Genomic DNA, 25,634 nt, shown 5'->3' on the forward strand with positions numbered 1-25,634 from the left:
TTAACTGTAAGACGAGCCAACTAAAAGTGCTTTGCAAAATGCGGAATATGAGAGTGGCAGGGTAAAAACCTGACTCTGTAAATTTATCAATATTGAGGAAACGTTAATGGCTTCAGAGAAATCAAAGATTATTTACACGCTGACAGACGAAGCGCCGCTTTTAGCGACTTGCGCATTTTTGCCAGTTATTCGTACTTTCACTGCGCCAGCTGGAGTGGAGATTGTTAAGAGCGATATCTCAGTTGCCGCGCGTATTTTGGCTGAGTTCTCTGACTGCTTAACAGATGCTCAAAAAGTTCCAGACAATTTAGCTGAGTTGGGCAAGATGACTTTGCTCCCAGATACCAACATTATTAAGTTGCCAAATATCAGTGCCTCTGTGCCGCAATTGGTTGCAGCAATTAAAGAGTTACAAAACAAGGGCTACAAGATCCCTAATTTCCCGGATGATCCTAAGACAGAAGAAGAAAAAGCAATTCGTGCTCGTTACTCTAAGTGTTTAGGCAGTTCTGTAAACCCAGTATTGCGCGAAGGTAACTCTGACCGTCGTGCGCCACCCGCTGTGAAGCGTTACGCACGTAAGAATCCTCACTCCATGGGTGAGTGGAGCCAGGCTTCCCGTACACACGTTTCCCATATGCATGGTGGCGACTTCTACTCCAGCGAGAAGTCAATGACCATGACTAAAGCTTGTGATGTGAAGATGGACTTGGTGACAAAGAGCGGCAAAACTATTGTGCTCAAGCCAAAAGTCTCTTTACTTGCCGGCGAAATCATCGATAGCATGTACATGAGCAAAAAAGCCTTGTGTGAGTTCTACGAAAAAGAAATCGAAGACGCATACAAGACTGGCATGATGTTGTCCTTGCATGTGAAGGCAACCATGATGAAAGTATCACACCCGATCGTATTCGGTCACGCTGTGAAGATTTTCTATAAAGATGCTTTTGAAAAGCATGCGAAGTTGTTCGAAGAGTTGGGCGTTAACGCTAATAACGGAATGAGCAGCTTGTACGACAAGATCAAAACTTTGCCAGAGTCCAAGCGCGAAGAAATTATTCAAGATTTACACGCTTGCCATGAGCATCGTCCTGCATTAGCGATGGTGGATTCAGCAAAAGGTATTACCAACTTACACTCTCCAAGCGATGTGATTGTGGATGCGTCGATGCCAGCCATGATTCGTGTCGGCGGCAAAATGTGGGGCGCGGATGGTCGTTTGCATGACACTAAGGCGGTAATCCCAGAAAGTACCTTTGCCCGTATTTATCAAGAAATGATCAATTTCTGTAAGACACATGGCAACTTTGATCCAAGAACCATGGGTACTGTTCCAAACGTGGGCTTGATGGCTCAGCAGGCTGAAGAGTATGGTTCACATGACAAGACATTTGAGATCCCCGAGGCTGGCGTAGCTCGAATTGTTGCTGATGACGGCACTGTATTACTTGAGCAGAACGTAGAAGAGGGTGATATTTGGCGTATGTGTCAAGTGAAAGATGCGCCAATTCGTGACTGGGTCAAATTGGCAGTTAATCGCGCGCGTCTCTCAAATACTCCAGCAGTATTCTGGTTAGATGAGTACCGTCCGCACGAAGCTGAATTGATCAAGAAAGTAAAAACATATCTGAAGGACTATGACCTTGAAGGTGTGGATATTCAGATCATGTCTCAGACTCGCGCAATGCGTTACACCCTTGAGCGTGTGATTCGCGGTAAGGATACTATTTCCGTAACTGGTAATATCTTGCGCGACTACTTGACCGACTTGTTCCCTATTATGGAATTGGGTACCAGTGCGAAGATGCTCTCGATTGTTCCATTGATGGCGGGTGGTGGTTTGTTTGAAACCGGTGCAGGCGGTTCTGCTCCAAAACACGTTCAACAGTTGGTAGAAGAAAACCATTTGCGTTGGGATTCACTTGGTGAGTTTTTAGCTTTGGCGGTTTCGCTTGAGGATATCGGCGACAAGACAGGTAATCCAAAAGTGAAAATCCTCGCTCGCACTTTGGATGAGGCTACAGGCAAGTTATTGGATAACAATAAATCGCCTTCGCCACGTACCGGTGAATTAGATAACCGTGGCAGTCAGTTCTACTTGGCGATGTATTGGGCAGAAGCATTGGCCAATCAGACCGAAGATAAGGAATTGGCGGCGCATTTTGCACCTTTAGCAAAATCCTTGGCAGAAAACGAGCAGAAGATTGTTTCCGAGTTCAAGGCGGTTCAAGGTAAGCCAGCAGACATTGGTGGTTACTATGTTGCTGATTCTGAGAAATGCAAAGCGGTAATGCGTCCAAGCCCAACTTTCAATGCAGCATTGAAAGCAGCAAGAGCGTAATACATAAAAGTGCTGATGCACCAGATATGAGCATTAGGTATAAGCGATAGTAATTTCTTATATTAATTAGGGTTATTATTTAAAGGCAAACTTTCGGGTTTGCCTTTTTCTTTTTTAGTCTTTGCAAAATCCTCAATGCCAAAACCAAAAGACCTTATCGAGTTAAGTTATCTGAGCGAAGCAGTCTCGGATATGTCTTTTCTTGGTTTGATGCGACTCCTAGAGTCGGCACGAGTCTTTAATCAAAAACATGGTGTGACCGGTATTTTGTTTTACGACAATCAGCAATTTGGGCAAATCATTGAAGGTGAGCGCGCCAACATCATGAAGGTATGGAAGCGCATTCAAGAAGATGATCGCCATCATCGTATAGAACTGCTGGAGATTCGTGATATTGCAGAGCGAAGCTTTCCAGAGTGGCTAATGCGCTTTTATGGTGGAGAAACTCTCGTACGTGACTATCCAGTGTTAGCAGGCATGGTTGCCGGTATGGATAAGCACAGCTTACGTTTGCTTAATCAGATGCGTGCCGCTTTAGAAGAGTAACGATCCTCAATTTTCCTGCGCTTGTATCAGGCTTAAGCAATAAATTGCCATCAGTAGCAAAATAGACCTATTGCTTTAGTGGGGGTCTACCATGCGCTTTAAAGATAAAACCATACTTGCCAGTGACATCACGCCTAGAGATGTTTTTGAGAATCGACGTTCATTAATCAAAACTGCTGCAGCAGGCAGTTTTGGTATGGCTTTAGCACCATGGTTTTCTCGTCAGGCTCTTGCATCAACTCCAGAAAAGTTGGCGGCTACCTTAAATACGACCTATAGCCTTAAAGAAGAACCAACGACATATAAGTACGTTACCAGCTATAACAATTTCTATGAGTTTGGCACTGATAAAGCAGATCCCGCCGCCCATGCAAATACTTTGCAAACAAGACCGTGGGCTATCTCCATTGAAGGACTTGTAAAAAAACCACTTACGCTTGATATCGATGCTTTATTAAAGCTAGCTCCAATTGAAGAGCGTATTTATCGTTTACGCTGTGTTGAAGGTTGGTCTATGGTAATCCCATGGGATGGGTACTCCTTATCCAAATTAATCAATAAAGTTGAGCCATTGGGATCGGCGAAGTATGTGGAATTTATTTCTCTGGCAGATCGCAAACAGATGCCCGGAGTCAGTAGCAATATCCTGGATTGGCCCTATCGCGAAGGCTTGCGCATGGATGAGGCAATGAATCCGCTGACCTTGTTGACATTCGGTTTGTATGGAGAGGTGTTACCCAAGCAAAATGGTGCGCCTGTGCGCATAGTAGTGCCCTGGAAGTATGGATTTAAAAGTGCGAAATCAATTGTCAAAATTCGCTTTACCGAAGAGATGCCAAAGACTAGTTGGAGTCAGTTCGATTCAAGGGAATATGGTTTTTACTCCAATGTAAATCCACAGGTTGATCATCCACGCTGGAGTCAGGTGACAGAGCGTCGTATTGGCGACCCTAAGGGAATGTTTGCACCAAAAATTAAGACCCAAATGTTTAATGGATATGCAGACCAAGTAGCAAGCATGTATGCTGGAATGGATTTAAAGAAATACTATTAAGTCCATGAAGAAATTTAGCTATCTAGTTTTTGCGTCCAACCTTTTTTTGCTATGTTCCTTGGGTCACGCTCAAGAGTCTGCTGTTAAAACCATTCCTTCTCTTGATGTGCCTCGCTATATGGGGACCTGGTATGAGATTGCCAAATTTCCGAATTGGTTTCAGAAAAAATGTGCCAGCAATACTCAGGCGGTTTATTCGGTTAGGCCAGATGGAAACTTAAAAGTACTGAATAGCTGTAAAACCGCAGATGGCGAGATCTCTCAAGCAGAAGGAACGGCAAGGCAAGTGGGTGCAAGTGATTCGCCAAAGTTGGAAGTGCGTTTTGCCCCGGCTTGGCTATCTTTCTTGCCAATGGTTTGGGGTGATTACTGGATCATCGATCTCGATTCTCAATATCAAGTAGCAGCCGTAAGCGATCCTAGAAGAGAATATCTTTGGGTTTTATCTAGAACTCCCCAGCTTGATAAAAGGACCTATGATGCTTTGTTGCTGCGTTTGCAGAATCAGCAGTTTGATACCCGCAAACTCGAGCTAACTCAGCAGTTAACAAGCTCTCCAAAAAATTAAGAAGAATTCGTTGAAACGGTCCGCATCAATGCGACATCTATTGCCCCCTGGTATTGAGATATTCGAAAGAGGGTGGTTGTCAGCCAATAATATTCTTCACTTTGGTGAGCATGATGTTTCTTTGGTCGATACCGGTTATGTTGCTCATCAAAGCATGACTTTAGCTCTTGTACGTAATGCTTTGAATAAACATCAACTCAGTACTGTCAATAAGGTCGTCAATACTCACCTGCATTCGGATCACTGTGGTGGCAATTCAGCCTTGCAGGAGGCATATGGTTGCCAGATTTATATCCCTGCTTCTGAAGCTGAAGCAGTTCGTGATTGGAATATGGATCTTCTAAGTTATCAAAACTTAGGGCAAGACTGCCCGCGATTTGGTTTTGATCATTTGCTAATACCAGGTCAGCGTATATCGCTGGGGCGATATGGGTGGGATATTCTGGCTGCGCCAGGACATGATCCTCACTCAGTCATCTTGTACCAAGAGGAGCATGGCCTGTTGATTTCTGCGGATGCATTGTGGGAAGAAGGCTTTGGCGTGATATTCCCTGAGCTTTGGGGTGAATCGGGATTCGAAGAAGTCGCTCAAACTCTTGATCTCATAGAGAGCCTACCGGTCTCTGTGGTAATTCCAGGCCATGGAAAACCTTTTGTGGATGTTGCTGCCGCTCTTGCTACAGCACGTTCTCGTTTAGATTATTTAGCATCAGATCCTGATAGAAATGCTCGACATGGAGCTAAAGTCTTACTGAAATACAAATTATTAGAATGGCGTAGCAAAGAGTTGTCTTTAGTAAATCAATGGATCTCAAATACGCCCGCACTCAATAGCGCAGCAAAGCAATTGAATATGAATATGGATGAATTTTGTATATGGCTTATGCAAGCGTTGGCCAAGTCAGGCGCGGCTGTTATCGAGGATAATCACTTAATTGATAAAAATTAGTCATAAAACTAAATGAACTTATAAAAACTTAAAGGATGACAAGAGGAAATATGGAACATACTGTTTTGGTTACTGGAGCTACTGCTGGATTTGGTGAGGCAACGGCTAGACGCTTTTTGGCACATGGACATAAAGTGATTGCGGTTGGAAGACGGCAAGAGCGCTTGGATGCTATTAAAGCCTCTTTGCCTGCGGATCAGCAAAAACGTTTACTCACTTTATCAGTGGATGTATGCGATAGCGCTAAAGTGGATAAGTTGGCTAGCACATTGCCGTCAGAATTTGCGAACGTAACAGTGTTGGTTAATAACGCTGGCTTAGCATTGGGCCTCGAGCCTGCACACCAAGCATTTTTGAGTGATTGGGATCGAATGATTGATACCAACATTAAGGGTTTGGTGCATATGAGTCGCGCATTTTTACCGGGTATGGTTGAGCGTAAGCGCGGTCACGTTATTAATCTAGGTTCTGTAGCTGCTAATTACCCCTATCCAGGTGGAAATGTCTACGGTGGTACTAAAGCGTTTGTAAAGCAATTTAGTTTAAATTTACGCGCTGATTTAATTGGCACTCCAGTGCGCGTGACTTGTATTGAGCCTGGTATGTGCTCGGGCACTGAGTTTTCAAATGTACGCTTTAAGGGCGATGATGATAAAGCTGGTAAGGTCTATACTGGCGTCAAAGCATTAAGTGCTGACGATGTTGCCGAAGCAATTTATTGGTCAGCCACTTTGCCAAGTCACATGAATATTAATGTGTTAGAGCTGATGCCTGTGCAACAAGCATTTAATGCATTCAATGTGCATCGCGGAGAACTTTAAGACTTTTTGTCTTCCTCTTTCCAGCGGTAAAACTTGGGATAGACGCGCATCACTACCGGTCCGTTGAAATCCCAAGATTTGCAGGTGCCAAGGTATAGAGGTGGCTTATTTTCATCGGGGTCAAATAAAGCCCCTGGAATGGCTTGAAAGGCGGCTGTAGCCAAACTGTTGAGCAACTCACGTAAGTGTGTGCAACCCGCAATGCCGCCAAGGTGGGTTTGAATCGTTTTTCTCCAGCCTTTACCTAGACGCTCTCCAATCAGAGCCGTCATTGGAGGAATGACTTGGGGACATTCAGGGTGGGGGTGGCCATCCATGACCACTTCAATATCTTGAATCACTAACTCGCTGTTGAGCGTGACTCTAACCCACATGTCATGAAAAGCCTCGCCAGGTTGCCAAGTGGTTGCACCCGTTGTAAACGGTGTTGCTTTGTAGTCTTTGAGATGTCCTTCAATATCCCATAAACCATCTTCTCGCGCATAACCTTGGAAAGTGATTTCTCGGGTGTGGAGTGGAGATCTGGGTTTAGGTGAAGAGAGCATGGCAATCAAATATGAAAAGACAAAAAGCTACCCCTGATGATAATGAATTGAGGGCAAACTTGCCATCTAAGCCTATCTGCAAATGCGCTCTGTAGTATGCTCTGCAGAATATGGCAAAACCGATCTCTCTTGAAAAAATCTTATTTAGCCAAGGCTTTGGTACACGACGCTATTGCGCAGATTTAGTCTATGCCGATCTAGTCAAGGTGAATGGTGTTTTGGCGGAGGATCCGGATGAACGCATTTCCACCGAAGGTCTCACACTCAATGTAGATGGCAAGGATTGGGAGTATCACGAGAAGGCTTACATTGCATTTAATAAGCCCCTGAATTACGAGTGCTCTCATAAAACAACGCATCACGCCAGCGTTTACAGCTTGCTGCCTGCACCATTTGTAGAGCGTGGTCTACAGTGTGTTGGACGGCTAGACTACGACACCACTGGATTGCTATTGATTTCAGATGATGGGCAATTCATCCATAAAATGACAACGCCCAAAAAGAATATCGGCAAAGTCTATGAGATAACCGCGGCAAGCGCGATTACTCAATCTCAGATTGATCATTTACTCAATGGTGTAGTTTTAGATGATGACCCTAGACCATGTTATGCCACTGCATGCCATCAGATTTCTGAGAATGTGTTGGCGATGACAATCGTTGAGGGAAGATACCATCAAGTAAAACGTATGATGGCTGCTGTTGGCAATCATGTGGCTCAATTACACCGTGCGCAAATTGGTGTATACCTCATGCCAAAGGATTTGCCAGAAGGTCAGTGGCGCTGGCTTTATCCAGATGATTTACGCCTTCTGTCTCAAAGCGTGGATATTAAGTGAGTTCTAAAGAGGGGTCTAACTAAGTGAAGCCTACTAAACTGCCCAAGGATTTCGATTTTGAGAAAAATCTACCTTTATGGGGGCGAGATAATTCGGGTGTTGCAATCGAGCGCAACTTTGTTTTTAAAGACTTTCAGCAAGCATTTCACTTTATGACCCTGTGTGCAAAATACGCTGAGAAAATAAACCATCACCCAGACTGGTCAAATTCTTGGAATCGGGTCAATGTGCGCTTAAGCACCCATTCAGAAAACGCGCTAACCCTATTGGATGTGGAATTAGCTAAAGCAATGAATGGCTTTGCTATACAAATCCAAGCTCAAACCCAAGTACAAGTCTAGGTTTAATGCTCATCACCTTCTTGGTCTTCTTCATTGAGACTCATCAAGATAGTCGCTAATAAGCCGTAGACTACTTCAGTCGAGATCATCCCGTCTTCATCTAACTCGTCAATAAGATCATTGAGGCAGTCCTCAGTGGGCTCGTTGAGTAGTGTCATGGCACATTCGCAACCATAGTTGAAATCGTCGTCGTTTTGGTCTTGGTGATCGTTTGTCATAAATATCCTTGGTAGAGGTCTCAGAATAGCAAATTACCTAGGAACTGGATACCAATTGTCGCTACTTGGTAGGGCTGGCAAATGGAGGGCAAGGCCGTATTTCTTGTGCGGGCGCACAAATCTCATAATGATTTATAGTAATTTAAAAAATAAAACAGAGGAGGCAGTATGCAGCTAAATATCAATGGTCAAGTCCACAATATCGACGTGGAGCCAAACATGCCCTTGTTGTGGGCGATACGGGAAGTAGTGGGTTTAACTGGTACCAAGTATGGTTGTGGCGTGGCGCAATGTGGCGCTTGTACTGTCTATATGAATGGTGAACCAGTTCGTTCTTGCTCCATTCCCGTTTCGGCTGTTGGTGCTGCCAAAATCACGACGATCGAGTCGCTCTCTAAAGACAATACTCATCCAGTTCAGAAAGCATGGATTGCATTAGATGTGCCTCAGTGTGGATATTGCCAGTCTGGCCAGGTGATGGCCGCTGCTGCATTACTCAAGCGTATTCCGAAACCAACAGATGCTGATATCGATAACGCGATGTCAAACATTTGCCGTTGCGGTACTTACCAAAAAATCCGCGATGGCATTCATGTGGCGTCGGGTCAGAAAAAATTAGCAGATGTGCTGGCGCAATACCAAGCTTCTCCAGCAACACGTGGTTAAGGAGAAGAATATGACACTCAAAAATACTTCACGTCGCGATTTCATTATTAAGGGCACCGTGCTTGGCGGCGGTCTCATGCTCGGCATTGGCGCCTTGCCAGAAAATGCCTTGGCCCAGACTGGTGCTCCATATGACCCCAATACACCTACCAAAGCGGGTGATGCAGAAGTCAATGCCTGGGTAAGTATCAAGCCTGATGACACTGTTTATATTCGGATAGCTCGCTCAGAGATGGGGCAGGGAACTCGAACTGGCTTGGCGCAATTGGTGACTGAAGAGTTGGAATGCAACTGGAAGAAGGTTAAAACACAGTCAGCCACACCAGGACAAAGCTTGGCACGCAAGCGTGTTTGGGGTGAGCACGGAACTGGTGGCAGTCGCGGCATCCGAATTTCTGAAGACTATGTGCGGCGTGGCGCTGCTGCTGCTCGCATCATGTTGCTCCAAGCGGCTGCCAATCAATGGAATGTTCCTGTTAGTGAATTGACTGTTGATAAAGGTGTGATCACGCACGTACCATCCGGTCGAAAAACAACTTACGGAAAAGTTGCTGAGCTGGCGTCCACCTTAACGCCGCCTGATCCCCAGTCAATTACTCTCAGAGATCCACGCAAGTGGAAAGTAGCAGGACAGCCGTATGCGCGAATTGATACAGCCAATAAGGTCAACGGCTCTAAGGTGTATGGCGCTGATTTGCAAATGCCAGGCATGTTGTGCGCGTCAGTAAAGTCTTGCCCTGTTTTTGGCGGCAAGCTTGTGAGCTATGACGAGGCAAAGATTCGGGGAATGCGTGGTGTCAAAGGTGTTGTGCAGATTAACGATAGTACTGTTGCCGTCGTAGCTGATACATGGTGGCGCGCAAATACTGCTTTGAATGCTTTGCCGATTGTTTGGGATGAGGGTAAAGCTGCGAACGTATCGCAAGACGATATTAATAAGATGTTACGCGCTGGCTTGGATGAGCAAGGCGACTTCTGGCAACGTAAAGTTGGCGATGCTCCTCAAGCAATTAATAGCTCCGCAAAGAAAGTCGAAGCAATTTATTACACTCCATATCGTGCTCACGTCACGATGGAGCCAATGAACGCAACCGTGAAGATTAGTGGTGGCCGTGCTGAGGCTTGGGTGCCAACACAAAATGGCGAAGGCTCATTGGCAGCATTGTCAGAAGCTACCGGTATTCCTCTAGCGAACTGCGAAGTCTATAAGCTTGACTCAGGTTGCGGTCTTGGCCGTCGTGGTTCCACTCAAGACTTCACAACTTTTGCTGCAAAAGTCGCTATGAAATTTCCAGGCACTCCTGTAAAAGTGTTATGGAGTCGTGAAGAAGATATGACGCATGACTACTACCATCCGATTGCGATGGCGAAGATGAGCGCGGGTATTGATGGTAGCGGCAATGTGACCGGTATGCATATCAAGGTGGCGGGTCAGTCTATTAACGCGACATTGGCGCCTTCAGCAATTAAGGATGGTAAGGATGAGCGGCAATTGCAAGGTTTTTATGAAAAAGGCCCTGATGCTCAACTTGGTTATACCTTCCCAACCCTCTTGACGGAATACGTCATGAAAAATACCCATGTCCCAGTCGGGCCGTGGCGTGGCGTTAATACAAACCAGAACGGCATCTTTATGGAATGCTTTATGGATGAGTGTGCCAAGGCGGCAGGTAAAGATCCAGTGAAGTTTAGGCAGGCGGTTATGCAGAATCATCCAAAGCATTTGGGTGTACTCAATGCTGCTGCTGAGAAGGCGAATTGGGATAAGCCTTTGCCTGCAGGTACTTACCGTGGCGTTGCGCAATTCATGGGATATGCTAGCTACTCAGCATGCGTTGCCGAAGTATCGGTAGATGGGAACATGGTGCATGTGAAGCGACTAGTATTCGCTTTGAATTCAGGCCATGTCGTCAACCCTTACTTAACGCGTGAGCAAATTGAAGGTTCTGTGGCGATGGCTTTGGGAGCGATTTTCAATCCAGAAATCACCGTTGAGAACGGCCGCATTAAGCAACAGAATCTCGATTCTTATCCTCTCTTGAAATTGGCTTCAACCCCCAGGATTGAAACAGTTCTAGTGCCAACTTATGATTTCTGGGGTGGGGTAGGCGAGCCAACCATTTGTGTCGTTGGTCCCGCTGTCGCAAATGCAATATCGGCTGCGATTGGAAGGCCAGTGCGCAACTTCCCCCTTTATAAAGAAGGATTAAGTCTCGCTTAATTTCTTGGCTTGTCATATAGGGCTCCATCAGTTGAATGATTGGTGGAGCCATTTTTATATTTGGCTTACCATGGCGTAATGCAGGTGAATCTCAAGCTCTCTAAAAGCATTCTATTTATTGTTGCGCTAATACCCTTAGGGCGCTTACTGTGGTTGGCAAATAGCGATGGCTTTGGAGCTAACCCAATCGAATTTATTACCCGTTCAACAGGTACCTGGGCTTTGGTATTTTTATGTATTACCCTCGCCATGACTCCAATGCGCATGATCACGGGCTCTGTCGTATGGATTAAGTTCCGTCGTATGTTGGGGCTCTTTTGTTTCTTTTACGCCTTTCTGCATTTCGTAATTTGGCTCTATTTAGACCAATCGCTAGATTTACAAGCAATGATTCATGATGTGCTCAAGCGCCCATTCATTACGATGGGCTTCTTAAGCCTCATATTGTTACTGCCTCTAGCATTCACATCTAATCAATGGGCGATTCGTAAACTAGGAAGGCGATGGACTGTATTGCATAAGCTGGTTTACATCATTGCTTGTACAGTCATCGCCCACTACTGGTGGCATAAAGCCGGAAAAAATGACTTGGGAACAGTGGCAATATATGCGGGCGCGATTGTTGGCTTACTCTCTCTGCGCTTACCTGTAATTCGTAGATGGTTTGCAGTCTAAAACCCCAAAAACCAATAAGTCTTTATTCGGAGAAGGCGAGTTCCGGAATCGAATCTAAATTCAATAATTCGAGCGCAGTATCGGGAGTGGCATTGAGCCAGCGATCAAATAATTCTGGTCGCAATGGAACAACTGTGCGCTTTTCATCTTCTGGCTTATGACAACGTCGCATGATGGGATGTTCGCTGGCATCAATCGTGAGCATTGAGAACGACACAATCAATTCACCTGTTTCTGGTTCAGTCCAGGTATCCCAAATGGAAGCAATTGCCATAGGCTCTTGGTTGGCTTGGCTAATTTTTGTTCTGACTGCTTTTCCGGATTCATAACAGGGTTCGTAAAAAGCATCCGCTAGAGCCAATGCATAGTGTCGCTTTGACCATGCGTGCTTATAAGAAGGCTTTTCGCTAACCGTTTCAGATCGAGCGTTATAGGTTTTCCTGCCAAAATCTTCGTCTTTTGCCCATGCCGGAATGAGCCCAAAGCGAGCAGGGCCAATTGCAGTTCGTTGGGTATTGTGGCTCTTAAGAACAATCATTCCTGGATAGGTCGGAAAAACATCATGGGCGCTTGACGGTGGCAACTCTAGGTCAAAGTGGGCTTTGACCCAAGCATTATTGGCGGTGGTGAGGTATTGAACACACATAAAGCTATTTTACTGACGGTAATGATGGCTTCAGCTGTTACCATTGAGTCTCTATAGATAAGAGAGTCCTTATGAGAAAACTAGTATTCAAAAGCCTATTGATTGCTGCGCTTGGTGCTGCAACAAGCTCAATTTATGCCCAGCAAAGTGGATTGCCAATTAATGCGGCTGCTTCCGTTAATGGCGCCATCATCACCAATGATATGGTTGAGCAAGGAATTCGAGTTGCGCTATCTCAAGGCCAGAAAGATTCCCCTGAATTACGTAAAGCAGTGATCGAGAAATATATTGAAGTGTTATTACTTTCTCAGCAGGCCGAGAAAGACGGATTGGCAAATTCTGATAAGGCCAATACGCAACTAGCCATGATTCGCCAAAACTACTTAGCGGATCTAGAGTTAGCCACATTCATGGAAAAAAATCCTATTACCGATGCTGATGTGCGTGCTGAGTACAACAAGCAGGTGGGATCTTTAGGCCCGCAAGGCATGATTGTGGAATACAAGATCAGCGATATTGCTGTTGCAAGTGAAGCAGATGCTCAAGCAGCGATGAGTCGTATTAAAAAGGGTGAAGCCTTTGATAAGGTTGCTCGTAGTGTTTCCCTTGCCCCAAATAAGGCTCAGGGTGGGGCGGCTGGCTGGGTTCAGCCCGGCCAACTTCCGCAGCCATTGTCTGCTGCCATTGCCAACCTAAACAAAGGCCAAGTATCTGCCCCAATTCAGATGCAACAGGGCTGGTATTTAATTAAGGTGGAGGATAAGCGCTCAAGCAAGCCGCCAACATTTGAGCAGGCAGAAAAAGCTGTCCGAGCAGGTCTGATGCAGAAAAAGCAATTTGAGTTCTTATCTCAGCTTGCTAAAGATTCTAAGATCGTAGTTCAGTAAAAAAGGCCCCTCGGGGCCTTTTGATTTTGCGCTTATTTGCGCTCTAGAGTGACAAAGGCAAAATGAATACCATTCTCTGATCCCGGTACACGCTCGACCTCTTTCCAATCGGATGCGTTTGGGATTTCAAAGAAGGTATCGCCACCTTCTATGTCGATGTCAATTTCCGTTACATATAGACGGTCGGCTCTATCAAATGCTTGTTTGAATAACTGTTCTCCGCCAATCACAAACACTCTTGGTGAATCAGAAAGGCTAGCCAGTGCTTGATCTAATGAGCTTGCAAGTTCCGCACCCGCAGGTGAGTAGTCAGCATTGCGACTAACGACAATATTGCGACGTCCAGGTAGTGGGCGGCCAATAGATTCCCAGGTCTTTCTTCCCATGATGACAGGATGACCCATGGTGACGCGTTTAAAAAACTGGAGGTCAGCTGAAATTTTCCAGGGCATCTGGTTGTCGCGACCAATCACGTGGTTACGTGAACGAGCAACAATCATGGAGATGGCAGGTTGAGTCATAAGTTAATTAAACAGCCACAGGAGCTTTGATATGTGGATGGGATTCGTAGCCAACGATTTCAAAATCCTCAAATTCATATTCAAAAATAGAATTTGGTTTGCGTAGGATATTGAGTTTTGGTAAAGGGAAAAAGTCTCTAGATAGCTGTAGGTCGACTTGCTCCAGATGGTTGCTATATAAATGGCAATCGCCACCGGTCCAAATAAAGTCACCCACTTCTAAATTGCATTGTTGAGCCATCATATGGGTCAAGAGGGCATAGCTTGCAATGTTGAAAGGCACGCCTAAGAAGATATCGGCGCTACGCTGATAAAGCTGGCAGGACAGTTTGCCATCTGCAACATAGAACTGAAAGAATGCATGGCAAGGTGCTAATGCCATGCGCGGAATATCAGCTACGTTCCAGGCGGAAACAATAATACGGCGTGAGTCAGGATTCTTCTTGATGGTCTCAACCACTTCAGAGATCTGATCAATGTGTTGACCATTTGGTGCTGGCCATGAGCGCCATTGATATCCATAGATTGGGCCAAGATCGCCATCGGGTGCGGCCCATTCGTTCCAGATCGACACGCCACGCTCTTTGAGCCAATTGTTGTCTGTACTGCCCTTGAGGAACCAGAGCAATTCATAAATGATGGACTTGAGGTGTAGCTTCTTGGTTGTCACCATTGGGAAGCCATCAGCCAGGTTAAAGCGCATCTGATGCCCAAATACAGAGATCGTGCCTGTGCCAGTCCTATCGGACTTTTTAACGCCCTTAGCAAGGACTTCTTTCATGAGATCGTGATATTGGCGCATAGGGTAGAGACTAAATTAAGTACTAAGTATTGTTGATTAATTGCTAATAAGGATAGCTTACTCGAATGTGGGCGACTGCACCCCAAGGGCTTTATGCAGCTTGGTAGAGGTGGTGGTGTATTGCAGCTGAATCAGCTTTTCGGGGTTCAAATAGGCGGCTGCGGCAAAGGCAGCTAAGGCAGCCTCATGAAAGCCCGACAAAATCAGCTTTTTCTTTCCGGGGTAGATATTGATATCGCCGACTGCGTAAATGCCTGGAATACTAGTCTGAAATTTCTCGGTATCAACGGCAATTTGTTTGCGGTCGATATCTAAGCCCCACTCGGCGATTGGGCCTAATTTTGGAGAAAGGCCAAAGAAGATCAAAAGATCATCTAGCGCCAGTGAATGGGCATTTCCTTCAATATTGTCTATGGCAATGTTGGTCAAAATTCCATCCTGAATTTCAAGATCGGTAATTTGGCCTATCAGCAATTGAATTTTTCCTTCATCACAGAGCTCGCGCATTTTTGCAATCGATTGTGGTGCCGCTTTAAATTCATTGCGACGATGAATCAGGGTGACGCTTGCTGCGGAGTTAGCAAAATACAAAGCCCAATCTAGCGCAGCATCCCCACCACCACAGATGACAATACGTTTACTTGTAAATTTTTCCGGTTGTTTAACATGGTAGAAAACTTGCTTACCAACTAGAGATTCAATGCCCTCGAGATTAAGCAGTCTGGGCTGGAAGGCGCCAACCCCTGCGGCTATAAATACAGTCTTTGTTAGAAAAGATTTGTTTTCTGAGGTCGTTAATAGAAATCGACCATCTTCTTGTTGCTCAAGATTCGTAACGTCTTGCCCTAAATGAAATTGGGGCTTAAATGGTTCGATTTGTTTCAGTAAATTGTTGACAAGCTCGCGACCGGTACAAACAGGCACTGCAGGAATGTCGTAGATCGGTTTGTCAGGATAAAGCTCAATGCATTGACCGCCAATTTCTGGCAAAGCATCAATGACGTGCGCTTTAATTTCTAGGAGGCCAAGTTCAAAAACTTGAAAGAGCCCCACAGGACCGGCGCCAATGATGACTGCATCAGCTTCTGTGGGGGAGTGCAAAGTAGTTCTCTTACTTAATTAATGTAATGAGTTAATGCAATTAGCTAATACGCGAAGGATTTATTTCTGCAGCTGATCAAGTTTGTTTTTAACGTCTTTCCACTCTTCAGCATCTGGAAGTGCTGCTTTAGATTTAGTGATTGAAGTCCAGGATGGAGCTAACTCAGCATTGAGCTTAATGAAAGCTTGTTGATCACCTGGCACATCATCTTCAGCATAAATAGCATTTACAGGGCACTCAGGAACACACACTGCGCAATCAATGCACTCATCTGGATCAATCACTAAAAAATTAGGGCCTTCGCGAAAGCAATCCACTGGGCAAACATCAACGCAGTCGGTATATTTGCAGCGGATGCAGGATTCGGTAACAACGTAAGTCATGGTTTTAATGAGTCAAGCCCGATAGGTGGGGCTAATAAGTTGTAAAACATCAATTTTAGCCGAAATGCCCCAATCTATTTGAGGTAAAGTTCCCCCTATGAATACACCGACTAATACCCAAAATACCAGTACAAAACCCAAAATTCTGGTCGCTAGAGCGATATTTCCGGAGGCTTTAGCCAAATTAGAGCAGGCCTTTGAGGTTCGATCCAATCAAGACGATGTGATTTTCACGCCCGAGCAATTGCAAGAGGAGCTCTCAGGAGTTGTAGGGGCTTTAGTAGCCGGAAGTGAGCGCATCGATGCAAATGCTTTGGCAAATGCAAAAGATTTAAAAGTCGTTGCCAATATCTCAGTGGGGTATAACAACTTTGATGTTCCAGCAATTACTTCCGCTGGTGTAATGGCAACAAACACTCCGGATGTGCTAACCGATACTACAGCCGATTTTGGATTTGCATTGTTGATGGCAACTGCTAGAAGAATTACAGAGTCAGAGCATTGGGTGCGAGCGGGTCACTGGGATAAATGGTCGATTGTCAATAATCCGCTTGGCATGGATTTACATCACAGCACTATTGGCATTATTGGCATGGGTCGCATCGGACAAGGAATTGCTAAGCGTGCATTGGGATTTGGTATGAATGTGATCTATCACAACCGTAGTCGCTTATCAGATTCTGATGAGAAAGCGTGTGGAGCAAAGTATGTTTCCAAGGAAGAATTATTACGTACGGCCGATCACGTTGTCTTAGTATTGCCCTACACATCAGAGAGTCATCACACCATTGGCGCAAAAGAGATTGCTCTCATGAAACCCACGGCAACCCTGATTAATATTGCCCGGGGCGGGATTGTGGATGATTTGGCATTGGCCCAAGCATTGAAAGAGAAAAAGATTTTTGCCGCCGGTTTGGATGTCTTTGAAGGCGAACCCAAAGTCAATCCTGAGTTACTTAAGCTTAGTAATGTTGTCCTTGCCCCTCATATCGCTAGCGCGACAGAGAAGACACGCAGAGCCATGGTGGATTTAGCTATTGAAAATGTTATAGCTGCGCTATCAGGAAAAAGGCCGCCGAGCTTAATAAATGCGGAAGTTTTTAAAGGTTAAGTAATAACGATTACGAATCAAGACCTACAAAATAAAAAACGCCGAGAATCTCGGCGTTTTTTATTAAACCTAGCTAAGCTAATAAATCACTCGGCTTCAATTTCTTCTGGCAGTTCGCGTAGTGCAAGTTCAATGCCACCGAATTTTCCAGCAACCCAGTTATAGACCTTGCAGGCAACCCACAGCAATCCAAAGCCTAGTAAGGCATTTAGGATCAAAGCAGATAGAACCGTAAAACCAGGAATAGCGCCATCACGAATAAAGGCAACAAACAAAGCCAGCAAAACGATTGGAACCGAGAAGCAGAGATAAACCAGGACGAGTGTTTTAGCTGTATGCGTTGGATCGAGGAAGGCGAGTTCTTTTTTGGTTAGTTTCATGATGGTGCAATCTTAAAGCAGTCCATCAAAAAGCGCTATATCTACCCACTCGCCAGCAGCAACATTTCCTTGATCATGACCCAAGATGACGAAGCAGTTTGCCTCGCTCATGGAGCGCAAAATGCCTGCCCCTTGGCTTCCTGTGAGTTTCACGCTGGGCTTGCCTTCAGCATTGTGCCCAAGAATGGCGCGTTGAAACTCGGTGCGACCTGGTTTTTTCCGAATCGTCGTTTCAGAGATGGCTTGCACAGCCGGAACCTCTGTTTGGCTGGCGCCATTGAGTTGCAATAAAGCACTCCGAACAAATTGATAGAAGGTCACCATGACGGCAACAGGGTTGCCGGGCAGCCCAAAGAATAGGGTTTTACTCTCTGAAGTTTTTCCAGTAACTGGTCTAAGCGTTCCAAATGCCATTGGGCGGCCTGGTCGCATGGCGATTTTCCAGAAGCCAATATCGCCCAATTCTTGCATGATTTGTTTTGTGAAATCCGCCTCCCCAACGGATACTCCGCCAGAGGAGATCAGCACATCTGCTTTAGAGGCTGCATCAATAAATGCATTTTTGAGTGAGGTCGGATCGTCTCGCACAATGCCACAATCAATAATGTCGAGATTGAGGCGGTTGAGTAGGCCGGTCAAACTATAACGATTACTGTCATAAATGCTTCCAGCATCCAAAGTTTGATCTAGGGAACGAAGTTCATTTCCTGAGGACAGGATGGCAACCTTGAGTTTGCGCTTAACTTTGAGGGCGCTCACACCAAGTGATGCAGCTAAACCTAAATCCGATGGACGCAGGAATCTTCCGGCAGCAATTGCTGCCTTACCCTTTTGCAAGTCTTCGCCACGCATACGACGGTTTTCACCGGCCTTCAGTTGATTGGCTTTGAAGACAATATGTTCTGCGTCGGCGCTAGTAGTAAATTCTTGTGGAATGACGGTATCACAATCACTTGGCATTACTGCGCCAGTCATGATCTTTAAGCATTCACCGCTAGCAATTTTCCCTGTGTAGGGTTTGCCAGCCAGAGCAGTGCCCACAATGCGTAGTTTGATTTCTGCTTGACCATCCTCTAAGCATTTGCCATCAAATGCAAAACCATCCATAGCAGAGTTATCTGCAGCTGGTACATCAATTGGCGATAGCAAGTCTTCCGCCAGAATGCGATTGATAGCTTGGTCAAGAGAGACTGTTTCAACAGCATCGGAGCTATTAATTGACTGTGCTTCCTGCAAAAGCTGATTCACTAAATTAGCAATTGCCTTACGCGCTTCATCTACATGCAGTGATGAAGTGAGTAATATTGGATCACTGGGCGATTGAGTCATGAAGCTGCCTCCAGAGATTGCAATTCTTCTGGCGTGTTGGCATTTGCAAAGGCCTGAACATCATCAAAAATCACTGTACCGCTTTTGAGTTCTTTGAACCAGCGGTCGATTTTGAGATCACCTTTGCTTAAAAAAGAATTTAGAGAATCTTGTAAGTTTGCGCGCATTAAACAAAAGACGGGCTGCGCCCACACCTTGCCATTAGCTTCTTTGCTAGACGCATAGACTAAATCCAAGTCATTACGCTCTAGCTCGCTAGCAAGCTTAGCACCCAGATTCTCTGGGAATAAGGGTGAATCGCAGGGGGTTGTCAGCAAATAAGGAGTCTTACAGTTCTTAAGACCCATCAAGAAGCCTGCAAGAGGTCCTGAAAAGTCGGGGGTCTCATCCATGATGACGGGGTAACCATAGGCGGCGTACTTGGTAATGTTGCGATTGGCATTGATCAGAATCGATCCAGTCTGCGTTTTGAGTCGCTGGATGGTTGCTTCAATTAAAGGTTTTTGATGAAACGGAATGAGGCCTTTATCAATACCGCCCATACGCTGCGCGCGACCACCAGCCAATATCAAACCCGTAATTTGTTCACTGCTAATCATTAACCACCTATGTAAGACATTTCAACCTTGCGACCACCGCTTGACTGATCGGCTGTATATGATCCCCGAATTTCTGAGTAATGATCATCTCGAGTAGACCAGGTATTCATAATGGCATTAGCAATTTCTAAATCACTTTTGCCGGAGCGCAGCAAGGTTTTGAAATCAAATCCTGAATTAGCAAACAGGCACAAATACATTTGGCCGTCGGTAGAGATTCTGGCGCGAGTGCATTCATGGCAAAAAGTTTGGGTAACGCTGGAAATCACACCAATTTCGCCAGTGCCATCCTGATAGCGCCAGCGTTGCGCTACTTCACCTGAGTAGTTTGGCTCTGCCGATACCAGTGGGAATACTTCATTAATTCGGGCAATCACATCTTTAGAGGGAAGCACTTCGGTCATGTTCCAGCCATTCGAACTGCCAACATCCATAAATTCAATAAAGCGCAGGATGATGCCACTGCCTTTGAAGTGCTTGGCCATCGCAACAATCTCGTGATCGTTTATGCCTTTCTTCACCACCATATTCACTTTGATGTTCTGAAAGCCAGCCTCTTGTGCGGCCGCAATGCCATCTAAAACATCAGCAACAGGAAAATCCACATCATTCATTTTCCGAAAGACTGCATCATCTAATCCATCAAGACTCACAGTGAGTCTATGTAAGCCCGCAGCTTTCAAGCTCTCCGCCTTCTTGCGCAAGATGCTGCCATTGGTAGTCAATGTTAAATCTAGTGGGTTGCCTGCTGGAGTGCGAATGGCTGCCAGCATTTCAATAAGCACTTCTAAATTTTTACGAAGTAAAGGCTCACCACCAGTTAAACGAATTTTTTCAACACCTAAGCTGGAGAAGATAGACGTTAGGCGAGTAATTTCTTCAAAACTTAATAGTTCTTTGTGAGCAAGATAGGGGTAGTTGTTATCGAATACTTCCTTGGGCATGCAGTAAGTGCAGCGGAAGTTGCAGCGATCGGTTACTGAGATGCGTAGGTCACGCAAAGGACGGCCGCGAGTGTCCTTGGTCTGACGGTGAGGTGTGCGCAATTCTGTGCCAATACTCGGCGCAAGGCCTTTGCCTTCATCAATGCGAATAGGAATTACTTTGGATGGATTGGGAATTGCTTTTTCGACCATATCCCCAATTATGGCTTTGAAACCAGCTTTCTGCCAAACCGCCCAAAATCCTTTTGGGATATCGGGCGGCTCGGAGAAAAGAGGTTAGAGCGCTAACCGTCTTTAACGTTTTAAACGGTTTTTTCTTGACCGCCAGTTTCCACGAGGACCATTGGGCCTTCAGGAAGTGTTGCGGCGGGTTTTGGTGTGCGACCTAAGTTATGCACCACTGTCTCAGCTTTAATTTGTGTTTGCACTTCTGCATGCTTGGACGCATCAGTTGCAACCCAAATCATGCCTGCGGATTGCACAACGCCATGTAGTGGAGTCTCTTCAAGCGCTTGGAAAGCCACTTTTGGAAGCTCTGGTGCTGGCTTAGCAATGACTTCAATGGTGCTTACAGAAGCAGCGACTGCAGGAGCTGATGATGTTGCTGGAACTGTTGCTGTTGCAGGTGTGTTCTGCTCAGAGCGAGACTCACGTGGTGGGCGTGATGAACGCTCGGATCGTCCCTGACGCTGACTTGCGGGCTTTGCATTACTAAAGCTATTCACAATGTTTTGAATAGGCATGCTTGCAGATGCGCCAGCCATTCCTACAGGGGGCCCTCTAAATGGACTTGCTGATGCAGTAGCCGCTTCTGGTGATGTGCTACCGTTTTCTGCGCGCTCACCACGCTCATTGCGATTGCGTCCGCGACCACGACGATTACGTCCACGACCACGACGCTCTTCGCCATCCACACCAGTAGCAACTTCGTTACCTGGTGCAGCCTCTGTTGCAGGTGTTAGTGCCGCAGCGTTAGCTTGATTGTTATTGCGGTTTGCATTTTGCTCAGTCTTTGGACCGTTTTGATTGCCTTGGCTGCGATTGTTATTGCGGTTATTGCCGTTGCGATTATTTGAACCTTCAGCATTGCCGCTTTCTGCAGCATTTGCAGCAGGGCGCTCACCACGACGGTTGCGGCCGCGATTGCGGTCACGATTGTTGCCATTACGACCTTGATTGCGTCCGCGATTACCACTTGGAGCAGCCTTTTCTTCGACAACAGGAGATGAAGAGAAGAGCTTTTTGATAAAGCTAAAGAATCCGCCGGAACTTTCAGTTGAGGCTTTCTCCACGCGTGCTGGGCGTGGCTGAGTAATTGGTGCTGGTTGTGTTGGGGTGATGCCCTTAACAGCTGCTTCTGGGCGCGCTTTCACATCCGCATCTTTTTTGCTTACGGTTGTATCAGTCTCTAATTCACGCGCAGCTTCTTCAGCCATCACGTAGCTAGCCTTCTGATCATCTAAACGAGGATCGTCATGGCGTAAGCGCTCAAGCTTGTAATGTGGAGTTTCTAAATGCTTGTTCGGAACCAAGAGTACGTTGACTTTGAAGCGAGTCTCAATCTTGATCACTTCAGCACGTTTCTCATTTAACAAGAATGCAGCCACTTCAACCGGAACCTGCGTATGAATCGCCGCAGTGTTCTCTTTCATAGCCTCTTCTTGAATGATGCGCAGTACTTGCAATGCAGATGATTCAGCATCACGAATATGACCAGTGCCATTACAGCGTGGGCAGGTTACGTGGCTGCCTTCAGAGAGTGCAGGACGCAAACGTTGGCGTGACATTTCCATCAAGCCAAATTTAGAGATCTTGCCCATTTGTACGCGTGCACGGTCATGGCGTAGAGCATCACGTAAGCGATTCTCTACATCTTTCTGTGCTTTGCTTGACTCCATATCAATGAAGTCAATCACAATCAAACCACCTAAGTCACGCAGACGTGCTTGACGCGCGATTTCATCAGCAGCTTCTAAGTTAGTACGCGTAGCAGTTTCTTCAATGTCAGATCCGCGGGTTGCGCGAGCGGAGTTAACGTCGACAGAAACAAGCGCTTCTGTGTGGTCGATCACGATTGCGCCGCCAGATGGCAATGGCACAGTACGTGAGTACGCAGTCTCGATCTGATGTTCAATTTGGAAACGGGAGAAAAGCGGCACATCATCTTGATAGCGCTTTACTCGTGGCAAGTTATCCGGCATGACGACTGACATAAATGCTGCAGCTTGCTCATAAATATCGTCGGTATCAATCAGAATCTCGCCAATATCTGGCTGGAAGTAATCGCGGATTGCGCGAATAACTAAGCTAGATTCGAGGTAGATGAGTAATGGGGCGGAGTTGCCTTTAGCGGCCTCGTCAATCGCTTTCCATAGTTGTAGGAGATAGCTTAAGTCCCACTGTAGTTCAGTAGCGTCACGTCCAATACCCGCTGTACGAGCAATGATGCTCATACCTTCAGGTACTTCTAACTGAGCCATCGCCTCACGGAGTTCTTGACGGTCTTCACCTTCAATGCGACGAGAAACGCCACCCCCACGTGGGTTGTTTGGCATTAATACTAGGTAGCGTCCAGCTAGGGAGATGAAAGAGGTTAAAGCAGCGCCTTTTTGGCCACGCTCTTCTTTTTCTACTTGGACGATGATTTCTTGACCTTCGCGCAGGGCATCCTTAATAGATGCGTTGCGAACATCAATACCTTCCTTGAAATAGGCTCTAGCAACTTCCTTAAATGGCAAGAAGCCATGACGCTCTTCACCATAGTTAACAAAGCAGGCCTCAAGGGAAGGCTCAATACGGGTAATAACACCTTTGTAAATATTGCCTTTGCGCTGTTCGCGACCGGCAGCTTCGATATCGATATCGATTAGTTTTTGGCCATCGACGATGGCAACTCGCAACTCTTCTTGTTGAGTTGCATTAAACAACATGCGTTTCATAACACTCTCCTGTTGGGGAGGTGGAGGTAAGCGCGCTGCGTTAGGGGACAGATTGAATGCCGCTTTGGGCTAAGCCTATCGCGGTGTAAGAGTGTGGAACATGCAAATCTAGGCACTTTTTGCCTAGTTCACCCAGTTAACGGTTGGTTAAATCGGTGCCACACTTGACGATCGCCGCAGAGACCTCCTTTAGGTCATCGATGCAGGCGCGCGCCTGAAAACTGTCTTCTAATCGCGGGTCGCGGCATACGGCACACCAACCCTGCGCCTCATTCAACAGGGGAGGGCAACCCCGGGAGTCTATTTAAGGGCGACTCCAAGCTCCAATATTCATACCGAACTTCGGTAGGGATCTAGTCAAAAATCGGCTAGAGCATTGATTATACGGCACAAGTTCGATCAGAATGGGGTATTGTTGAGTCCCTCGGCGCCTTTTTTGGGGTGCCCTGAGAAATAAACCATGAAATCCAACCCAGTTTCCAAGCCCAAAGTAGCCCAAGCGCGACCACCAGCTGCGGTTCATTTGCAGACCATTGGTCCAGAAGAGGCGGGTCAGCGCCTGGACAACTATTTGCTGCGTTGGGCAAAAGGGGTCCCCAAAAGCCACGTTTACCGAATTATTCGCTCCGGTGAGGTACGTGTTAACAAGAAGCGAGCAGAGCCAACCACTCGCTTAGTTGAGGGTGATGTGGTTCGAGTTCCCCCTGTCAGAATTGCCGAGCCGGCCCAAATGGCTAGCGTGAATGCTGCACAAACCAAGTCACGTGCCCATGCCTATTTAGACAAAATGCCAGTTTTGTTTGAGGATGAGGCACTCCTAATAGTGGATAAACCATCGGGACTTGCAGTTCATGGTGGGTCTGGAATTACTCTAGGAGTCATTGAGACCTTGCGCATTGCTCGTCCAGAGCTGAAGTTTTTAGAGTTGGTGCATCGCTTGGATAGGGATACCTCTGGGGTTCTGTTGCTTGCTAAAAAACGCAGCGCCTTGGTGGAATTGCATCGCCAGATACGTGAGAATCAAACAGATAAGCGTTATTACTTGCTTGCTCATGGTGAAATCAAGCAGGGCGCGCAGGTCATGCAACTCAAATACCCCTTACATAAATACTTATTGGCTAATGGTGAGCGTCGGGTGCGCGTTGACCCAGAGGGCTTGCCCAGTCATACCGCATTGCGAGTAAGCAAGGTGATGAAGCGGGATGACGCTGCCATTACCTTAGCAGAGGCTCAATTAAAAACTGGACGCACCCATCAAATACGTGTGCATCTTCAAAAATTAGGACATGCTATTTTGGGTGACGATAAATACGGCTTTGAAGATCAGGACAAGCAGATCAAGTCTAAGCGCTTGTATTTACATGCCCATCTTGCTGGCTTCACTCATCCACGTACCGGTGAGAAGATGCGGATTGAATCGCCTATTCCAGCCGAATTTACCGCCATGATGAAAACCTTTGAGCAAGCAAATAACACCCAAGAATGAATCCAGTAGAGAAATCTGAAAAAGCCGATCGACGCTACGACCTGATTGTTTGGGACTGGGATGGAACCATCATGGACTCCACGCCAACAATCGTGCATTGCATTCAGCAAGCGTGTCGTGACCTGGGCTTTAAAGAGCCTGATGACACATTAGCAAGCTCTGTCATTGGTTTAGGAATACAAGATTCCTTGCGTAGAGCTGTGCCATGGATTGAACCAAGGCATTTTCAGCAATTGACTGATCGATTTCGTTACCACTATTTAGCGAAAGATCATGAGTTGGATTTGTTTGTGGGTATTCGCGAACTCTTGGAAGAATTAAGGGCGGATCAGTTTTTATTGGGTGTTGCCACGGGTAAGTCACGAGTGGGATTAAATCGTTCTTTAAATCATCATCAGATTGGGCATCTCTTTCATGAGACCAGAACTGCTGATGAATCTTTTTCTAAACCCCATCCAGCAATGTTGCTGGAGTTATCTGACATGACCCAAGTACCGACACGCCGCATGCTCATGATTGGCGATACCACCCATGACTTGGATATGGCTGCAAATGCTGGGGTTGATGCAGTTGCGGTGACTTATGGCGCCCATCCGCCAGACACCTTAAAAGCATCGCCATCATTGGCGCGTGTCGATGATGTCGCCCAGTTATCGCAGTGGTTAAAAGCGAATGTGTAACTCGGTGAATTAAATCAACGAATTAAATCAATACAGTTAAA

The 25,634-nt window shown here is 46.1% G+C and carries 27 protein-coding genes; 15 read left to right on the plus strand and 12 right to left on the minus strand.

Going from position 1 to position 25,634, the window contains the following annotated elements:
- Positions 1 to 106: 106 nt before the first annotated feature.
- From ICV39_RS01975 to ICV39_RS02000, 6 genes are all read left to right on the plus strand, one after another.
- Positions 107 to 2,341, plus strand: coding sequence for an NADP-dependent isocitrate dehydrogenase (locus ICV39_RS01975; RefSeq protein WP_215390236.1), 2,235 nt, complete (start codon positions 107 to 109; stop codon positions 2,339 to 2,341).
- Between the two features lie 135 nt (positions 2,342 to 2,476).
- On the plus strand, positions 2,477 to 2,887 hold the full coding sequence (locus ICV39_RS01980; RefSeq protein ID WP_215390237.1) for a BLUF domain-containing protein: 411 nt from the start codon (positions 2,477 to 2,479) through the stop codon (positions 2,885 to 2,887).
- Positions 2,888 to 2,978: 91 nt separating this feature from the next.
- Positions 2,979 to 3,941, plus strand: coding sequence for a protein-methionine-sulfoxide reductase catalytic subunit MsrP (gene msrP / locus ICV39_RS01985; protein WP_215390238.1), 963 nt, complete (start codon positions 2,979 to 2,981; stop codon positions 3,939 to 3,941).
- 4 nt (positions 3,942 to 3,945) lie between these two features.
- Positions 3,946 to 4,509: a lipocalin family protein gene (locus ICV39_RS01990; RefSeq protein ID WP_215390239.1), complete on the plus strand. Its 564-nt coding sequence runs from the start codon at positions 3,946 to 3,948 to the stop codon at positions 4,507 to 4,509.
- Between the two features lie 76 nt (positions 4,510 to 4,585).
- On the plus strand, positions 4,586 to 5,458 hold the full coding sequence (locus ICV39_RS01995) for an MBL fold metallo-hydrolase (protein WP_371816543.1): 873 nt from the start codon (positions 4,586 to 4,588) through the stop codon (positions 5,456 to 5,458).
- Between the two features lie 50 nt (positions 5,459 to 5,508).
- The gene (locus ICV39_RS02000; RefSeq protein WP_215390240.1) at positions 5,509 to 6,279 is read left to right on the plus strand and encodes an SDR family NAD(P)-dependent oxidoreductase; all 771 of its coding nucleotides are present in this window, start codon (positions 5,509 to 5,511) and stop codon (positions 6,277 to 6,279) included.
- Here the strand turns inward: ICV39_RS02000 and ICV39_RS02005 are convergent.
- Entirely contained in the window at positions 6,276 to 6,824 is a 549-nt protein-coding gene (locus ICV39_RS02005; RefSeq protein WP_215390241.1) for a DUF2889 domain-containing protein, read from the minus strand. The two genes, ICV39_RS02000 and ICV39_RS02005, sit on opposite strands and share 4 nt — an antisense overlap.
- Positions 6,825 to 6,934: 110 nt before the next feature.
- Here ICV39_RS02005 and ICV39_RS02010 point away from each other — a divergent pair, with 110 nt between their 5' ends.
- Positions 6,935 to 7,663: a pseudouridine synthase gene (locus ICV39_RS02010; RefSeq protein ID WP_215390242.1), complete on the plus strand. Its 729-nt coding sequence runs from the start codon at positions 6,935 to 6,937 to the stop codon at positions 7,661 to 7,663.
- 23 nt (positions 7,664 to 7,686) lie between these two features.
- Positions 7,687 to 8,004 carry a 4a-hydroxytetrahydrobiopterin dehydratase gene (locus ICV39_RS02015; RefSeq protein WP_215390243.1) on the plus strand — a complete coding sequence of 106 codons (318 nt, stop codon included), beginning with the start codon at positions 7,687 to 7,689 and terminating at the stop codon, positions 8,002 to 8,004.
- A gap of 2 nt (positions 8,005 to 8,006) precedes the next feature.
- Here ICV39_RS02015 and ICV39_RS02020 read toward each other — a convergent pair whose 3' ends face one another.
- Positions 8,007 to 8,222 carry a hypothetical protein gene (locus tag ICV39_RS02020; RefSeq protein ID WP_215390244.1) on the minus strand — a complete coding sequence of 72 codons (216 nt, stop codon included), beginning with the start codon at positions 8,220 to 8,222 and terminating at the stop codon, positions 8,007 to 8,009.
- A 168-nt stretch (positions 8,223 to 8,390) separates the two neighbouring features.
- Here ICV39_RS02020 and ICV39_RS02025 point away from each other — a divergent pair, with 168 nt between their 5' ends.
- Genes ICV39_RS02025 through msrQ form a run of 3 tightly spaced genes read left to right on the plus strand, consistent with a single transcriptional unit; the run spans position 8,391 to position 11,784 of the window.
- Entirely contained in the window at positions 8,391 to 8,888 is a 498-nt protein-coding gene (locus ICV39_RS02025; RefSeq protein ID WP_215390245.1) for a (2Fe-2S)-binding protein, read from the plus strand.
- 10 nt (positions 8,889 to 8,898) lie between these two features.
- Positions 8,899 to 11,109 carry a xanthine dehydrogenase family protein molybdopterin-binding subunit gene (locus tag ICV39_RS02030; protein WP_215390246.1) on the plus strand — a complete coding sequence of 737 codons (2,211 nt, stop codon included), beginning with the start codon at positions 8,899 to 8,901 and terminating at the stop codon, positions 11,107 to 11,109.
- A gap of 42 nt (positions 11,110 to 11,151) precedes the next feature.
- Entirely contained in the window at positions 11,152 to 11,784 is a 633-nt protein-coding gene (gene msrQ, locus ICV39_RS02035) for a protein-methionine-sulfoxide reductase heme-binding subunit MsrQ (RefSeq protein WP_251372707.1), read from the plus strand.
- 22 nt (positions 11,785 to 11,806) lie between these two features.
- Here msrQ and ICV39_RS02040 read toward each other — a convergent pair whose 3' ends face one another.
- Positions 11,807 to 12,430: an SOS response-associated peptidase gene (locus ICV39_RS02040; protein ID WP_215390247.1), complete on the minus strand. Its 624-nt coding sequence runs from the start codon at positions 12,428 to 12,430 to the stop codon at positions 11,807 to 11,809.
- A 71-nt stretch (positions 12,431 to 12,501) separates the two neighbouring features.
- Between ICV39_RS02040 and ICV39_RS02045 the strand changes: the two genes are divergently transcribed.
- On the plus strand, positions 12,502 to 13,317 hold the full coding sequence (locus ICV39_RS02045; protein WP_215390248.1) for a peptidyl-prolyl cis-trans isomerase: 816 nt from the start codon (positions 12,502 to 12,504) through the stop codon (positions 13,315 to 13,317).
- Positions 13,318 to 13,349: 32 nt separating this feature from the next.
- Here ICV39_RS02045 and ICV39_RS02050 read toward each other — a convergent pair whose 3' ends face one another.
- From ICV39_RS02050 to fdxA, 4 genes are read right to left on the minus strand one after another with little or no spacing between them, the layout of a single operon-like run.
- Positions 13,350 to 13,838, minus strand: a complete 489-nt coding sequence (locus ICV39_RS02050) for a dihydrofolate reductase (protein WP_215390249.1) — start codon at positions 13,836 to 13,838, stop codon at positions 13,350 to 13,352.
- Between the two features lie 7 nt (positions 13,839 to 13,845).
- Complete coding sequence (locus ICV39_RS02055) at positions 13,846 to 14,640, minus strand: thymidylate synthase (protein WP_215390250.1); 795 nt, start codon at positions 14,638 to 14,640, stop codon at positions 13,846 to 13,848.
- A gap of 57 nt (positions 14,641 to 14,697) precedes the next feature.
- Positions 14,698 to 15,741, minus strand: a complete 1,044-nt coding sequence (locus ICV39_RS02060; protein ID WP_215390251.1) for an NAD(P)/FAD-dependent oxidoreductase — start codon at positions 15,739 to 15,741, stop codon at positions 14,698 to 14,700.
- 60 nt (positions 15,742 to 15,801) lie between these two features.
- Entirely contained in the window at positions 15,802 to 16,125 is a 324-nt protein-coding gene (gene fdxA, locus ICV39_RS02065) for a ferredoxin FdxA (RefSeq protein WP_215390252.1), read from the minus strand.
- A 97-nt stretch (positions 16,126 to 16,222) separates the two neighbouring features.
- Between fdxA and ICV39_RS02070 the strand changes: the two genes are divergently transcribed.
- Positions 16,223 to 17,236 (plus strand): D-glycerate dehydrogenase, encoded by a 1,014-nt coding sequence (locus tag ICV39_RS02070; RefSeq protein WP_215390253.1) that lies wholly within the window; start codon positions 16,223 to 16,225, stop codon positions 17,234 to 17,236.
- 86 nt (positions 17,237 to 17,322) lie between these two features.
- Here the strand turns inward: ICV39_RS02070 and ICV39_RS02075 are convergent, their stop codons facing one another.
- From ICV39_RS02075 to ICV39_RS02095, 5 genes are all read right to left on the minus strand, one after another.
- Complete coding sequence (locus ICV39_RS02075; protein WP_114639669.1) at positions 17,323 to 17,616, minus strand: hypothetical protein; 294 nt, start codon at positions 17,614 to 17,616, stop codon at positions 17,323 to 17,325.
- 12 nt (positions 17,617 to 17,628) lie between these two features.
- Positions 17,629 to 18,945 carry a gephyrin-like molybdotransferase Glp gene (gene glp / locus ICV39_RS02080; protein WP_215390254.1) on the minus strand — a complete coding sequence of 439 codons (1,317 nt, stop codon included), beginning with the start codon at positions 18,943 to 18,945 and terminating at the stop codon, positions 17,629 to 17,631.
- Positions 18,942 to 19,544 carry a molybdenum cofactor guanylyltransferase MobA gene (gene mobA, locus ICV39_RS02085; protein ID WP_215390255.1) on the minus strand — a complete coding sequence of 201 codons (603 nt, stop codon included), beginning with the start codon at positions 19,542 to 19,544 and terminating at the stop codon, positions 18,942 to 18,944. Before mobA ends, glp begins: the two co-directional genes overlap by 4 nt.
- The gene (gene moaA / locus ICV39_RS02090; protein ID WP_215390256.1) at positions 19,544 to 20,680 is read right to left on the minus strand and encodes a GTP 3',8-cyclase MoaA; all 1,137 of its coding nucleotides are present in this window, start codon (positions 20,678 to 20,680) and stop codon (positions 19,544 to 19,546) included. The genes mobA and moaA overlap by 1 nt, the downstream gene beginning before the upstream one ends.
- A gap of 110 nt (positions 20,681 to 20,790) precedes the next feature.
- The gene (locus ICV39_RS02095; protein WP_215390257.1) at positions 20,791 to 23,427 is read right to left on the minus strand and encodes an Rne/Rng family ribonuclease; all 2,637 of its coding nucleotides are present in this window, start codon (positions 23,425 to 23,427) and stop codon (positions 20,791 to 20,793) included.
- A 460-nt stretch (positions 23,428 to 23,887) separates the two neighbouring features.
- Between ICV39_RS02095 and ICV39_RS02100 the strand changes: the two genes are divergently transcribed.
- Together ICV39_RS02100 and ICV39_RS02105 are read left to right on the plus strand one after the other, a co-directional pair.
- Entirely contained in the window at positions 23,888 to 24,913 is a 1,026-nt protein-coding gene (locus ICV39_RS02100) for an RluA family pseudouridine synthase (protein WP_215390258.1), read from the plus strand.
- The gene (locus tag ICV39_RS02105; protein WP_215390259.1) at positions 24,910 to 25,593 is read left to right on the plus strand and encodes an HAD-IA family hydrolase; all 684 of its coding nucleotides are present in this window, start codon (positions 24,910 to 24,912) and stop codon (positions 25,591 to 25,593) included. The genes ICV39_RS02100 and ICV39_RS02105 overlap by 4 nt, the downstream gene beginning before the upstream one ends.
- The last annotated feature ends 41 nt before the right edge of the window (positions 25,594 to 25,634 follow it).

It is taken from the genome of Polynucleobacter sp. MWH-UH25E, assembly GCF_018687095.1.
Taxonomy (GTDB): Bacteria; Pseudomonadota; Gammaproteobacteria; order Burkholderiales; family Burkholderiaceae; genus Polynucleobacter.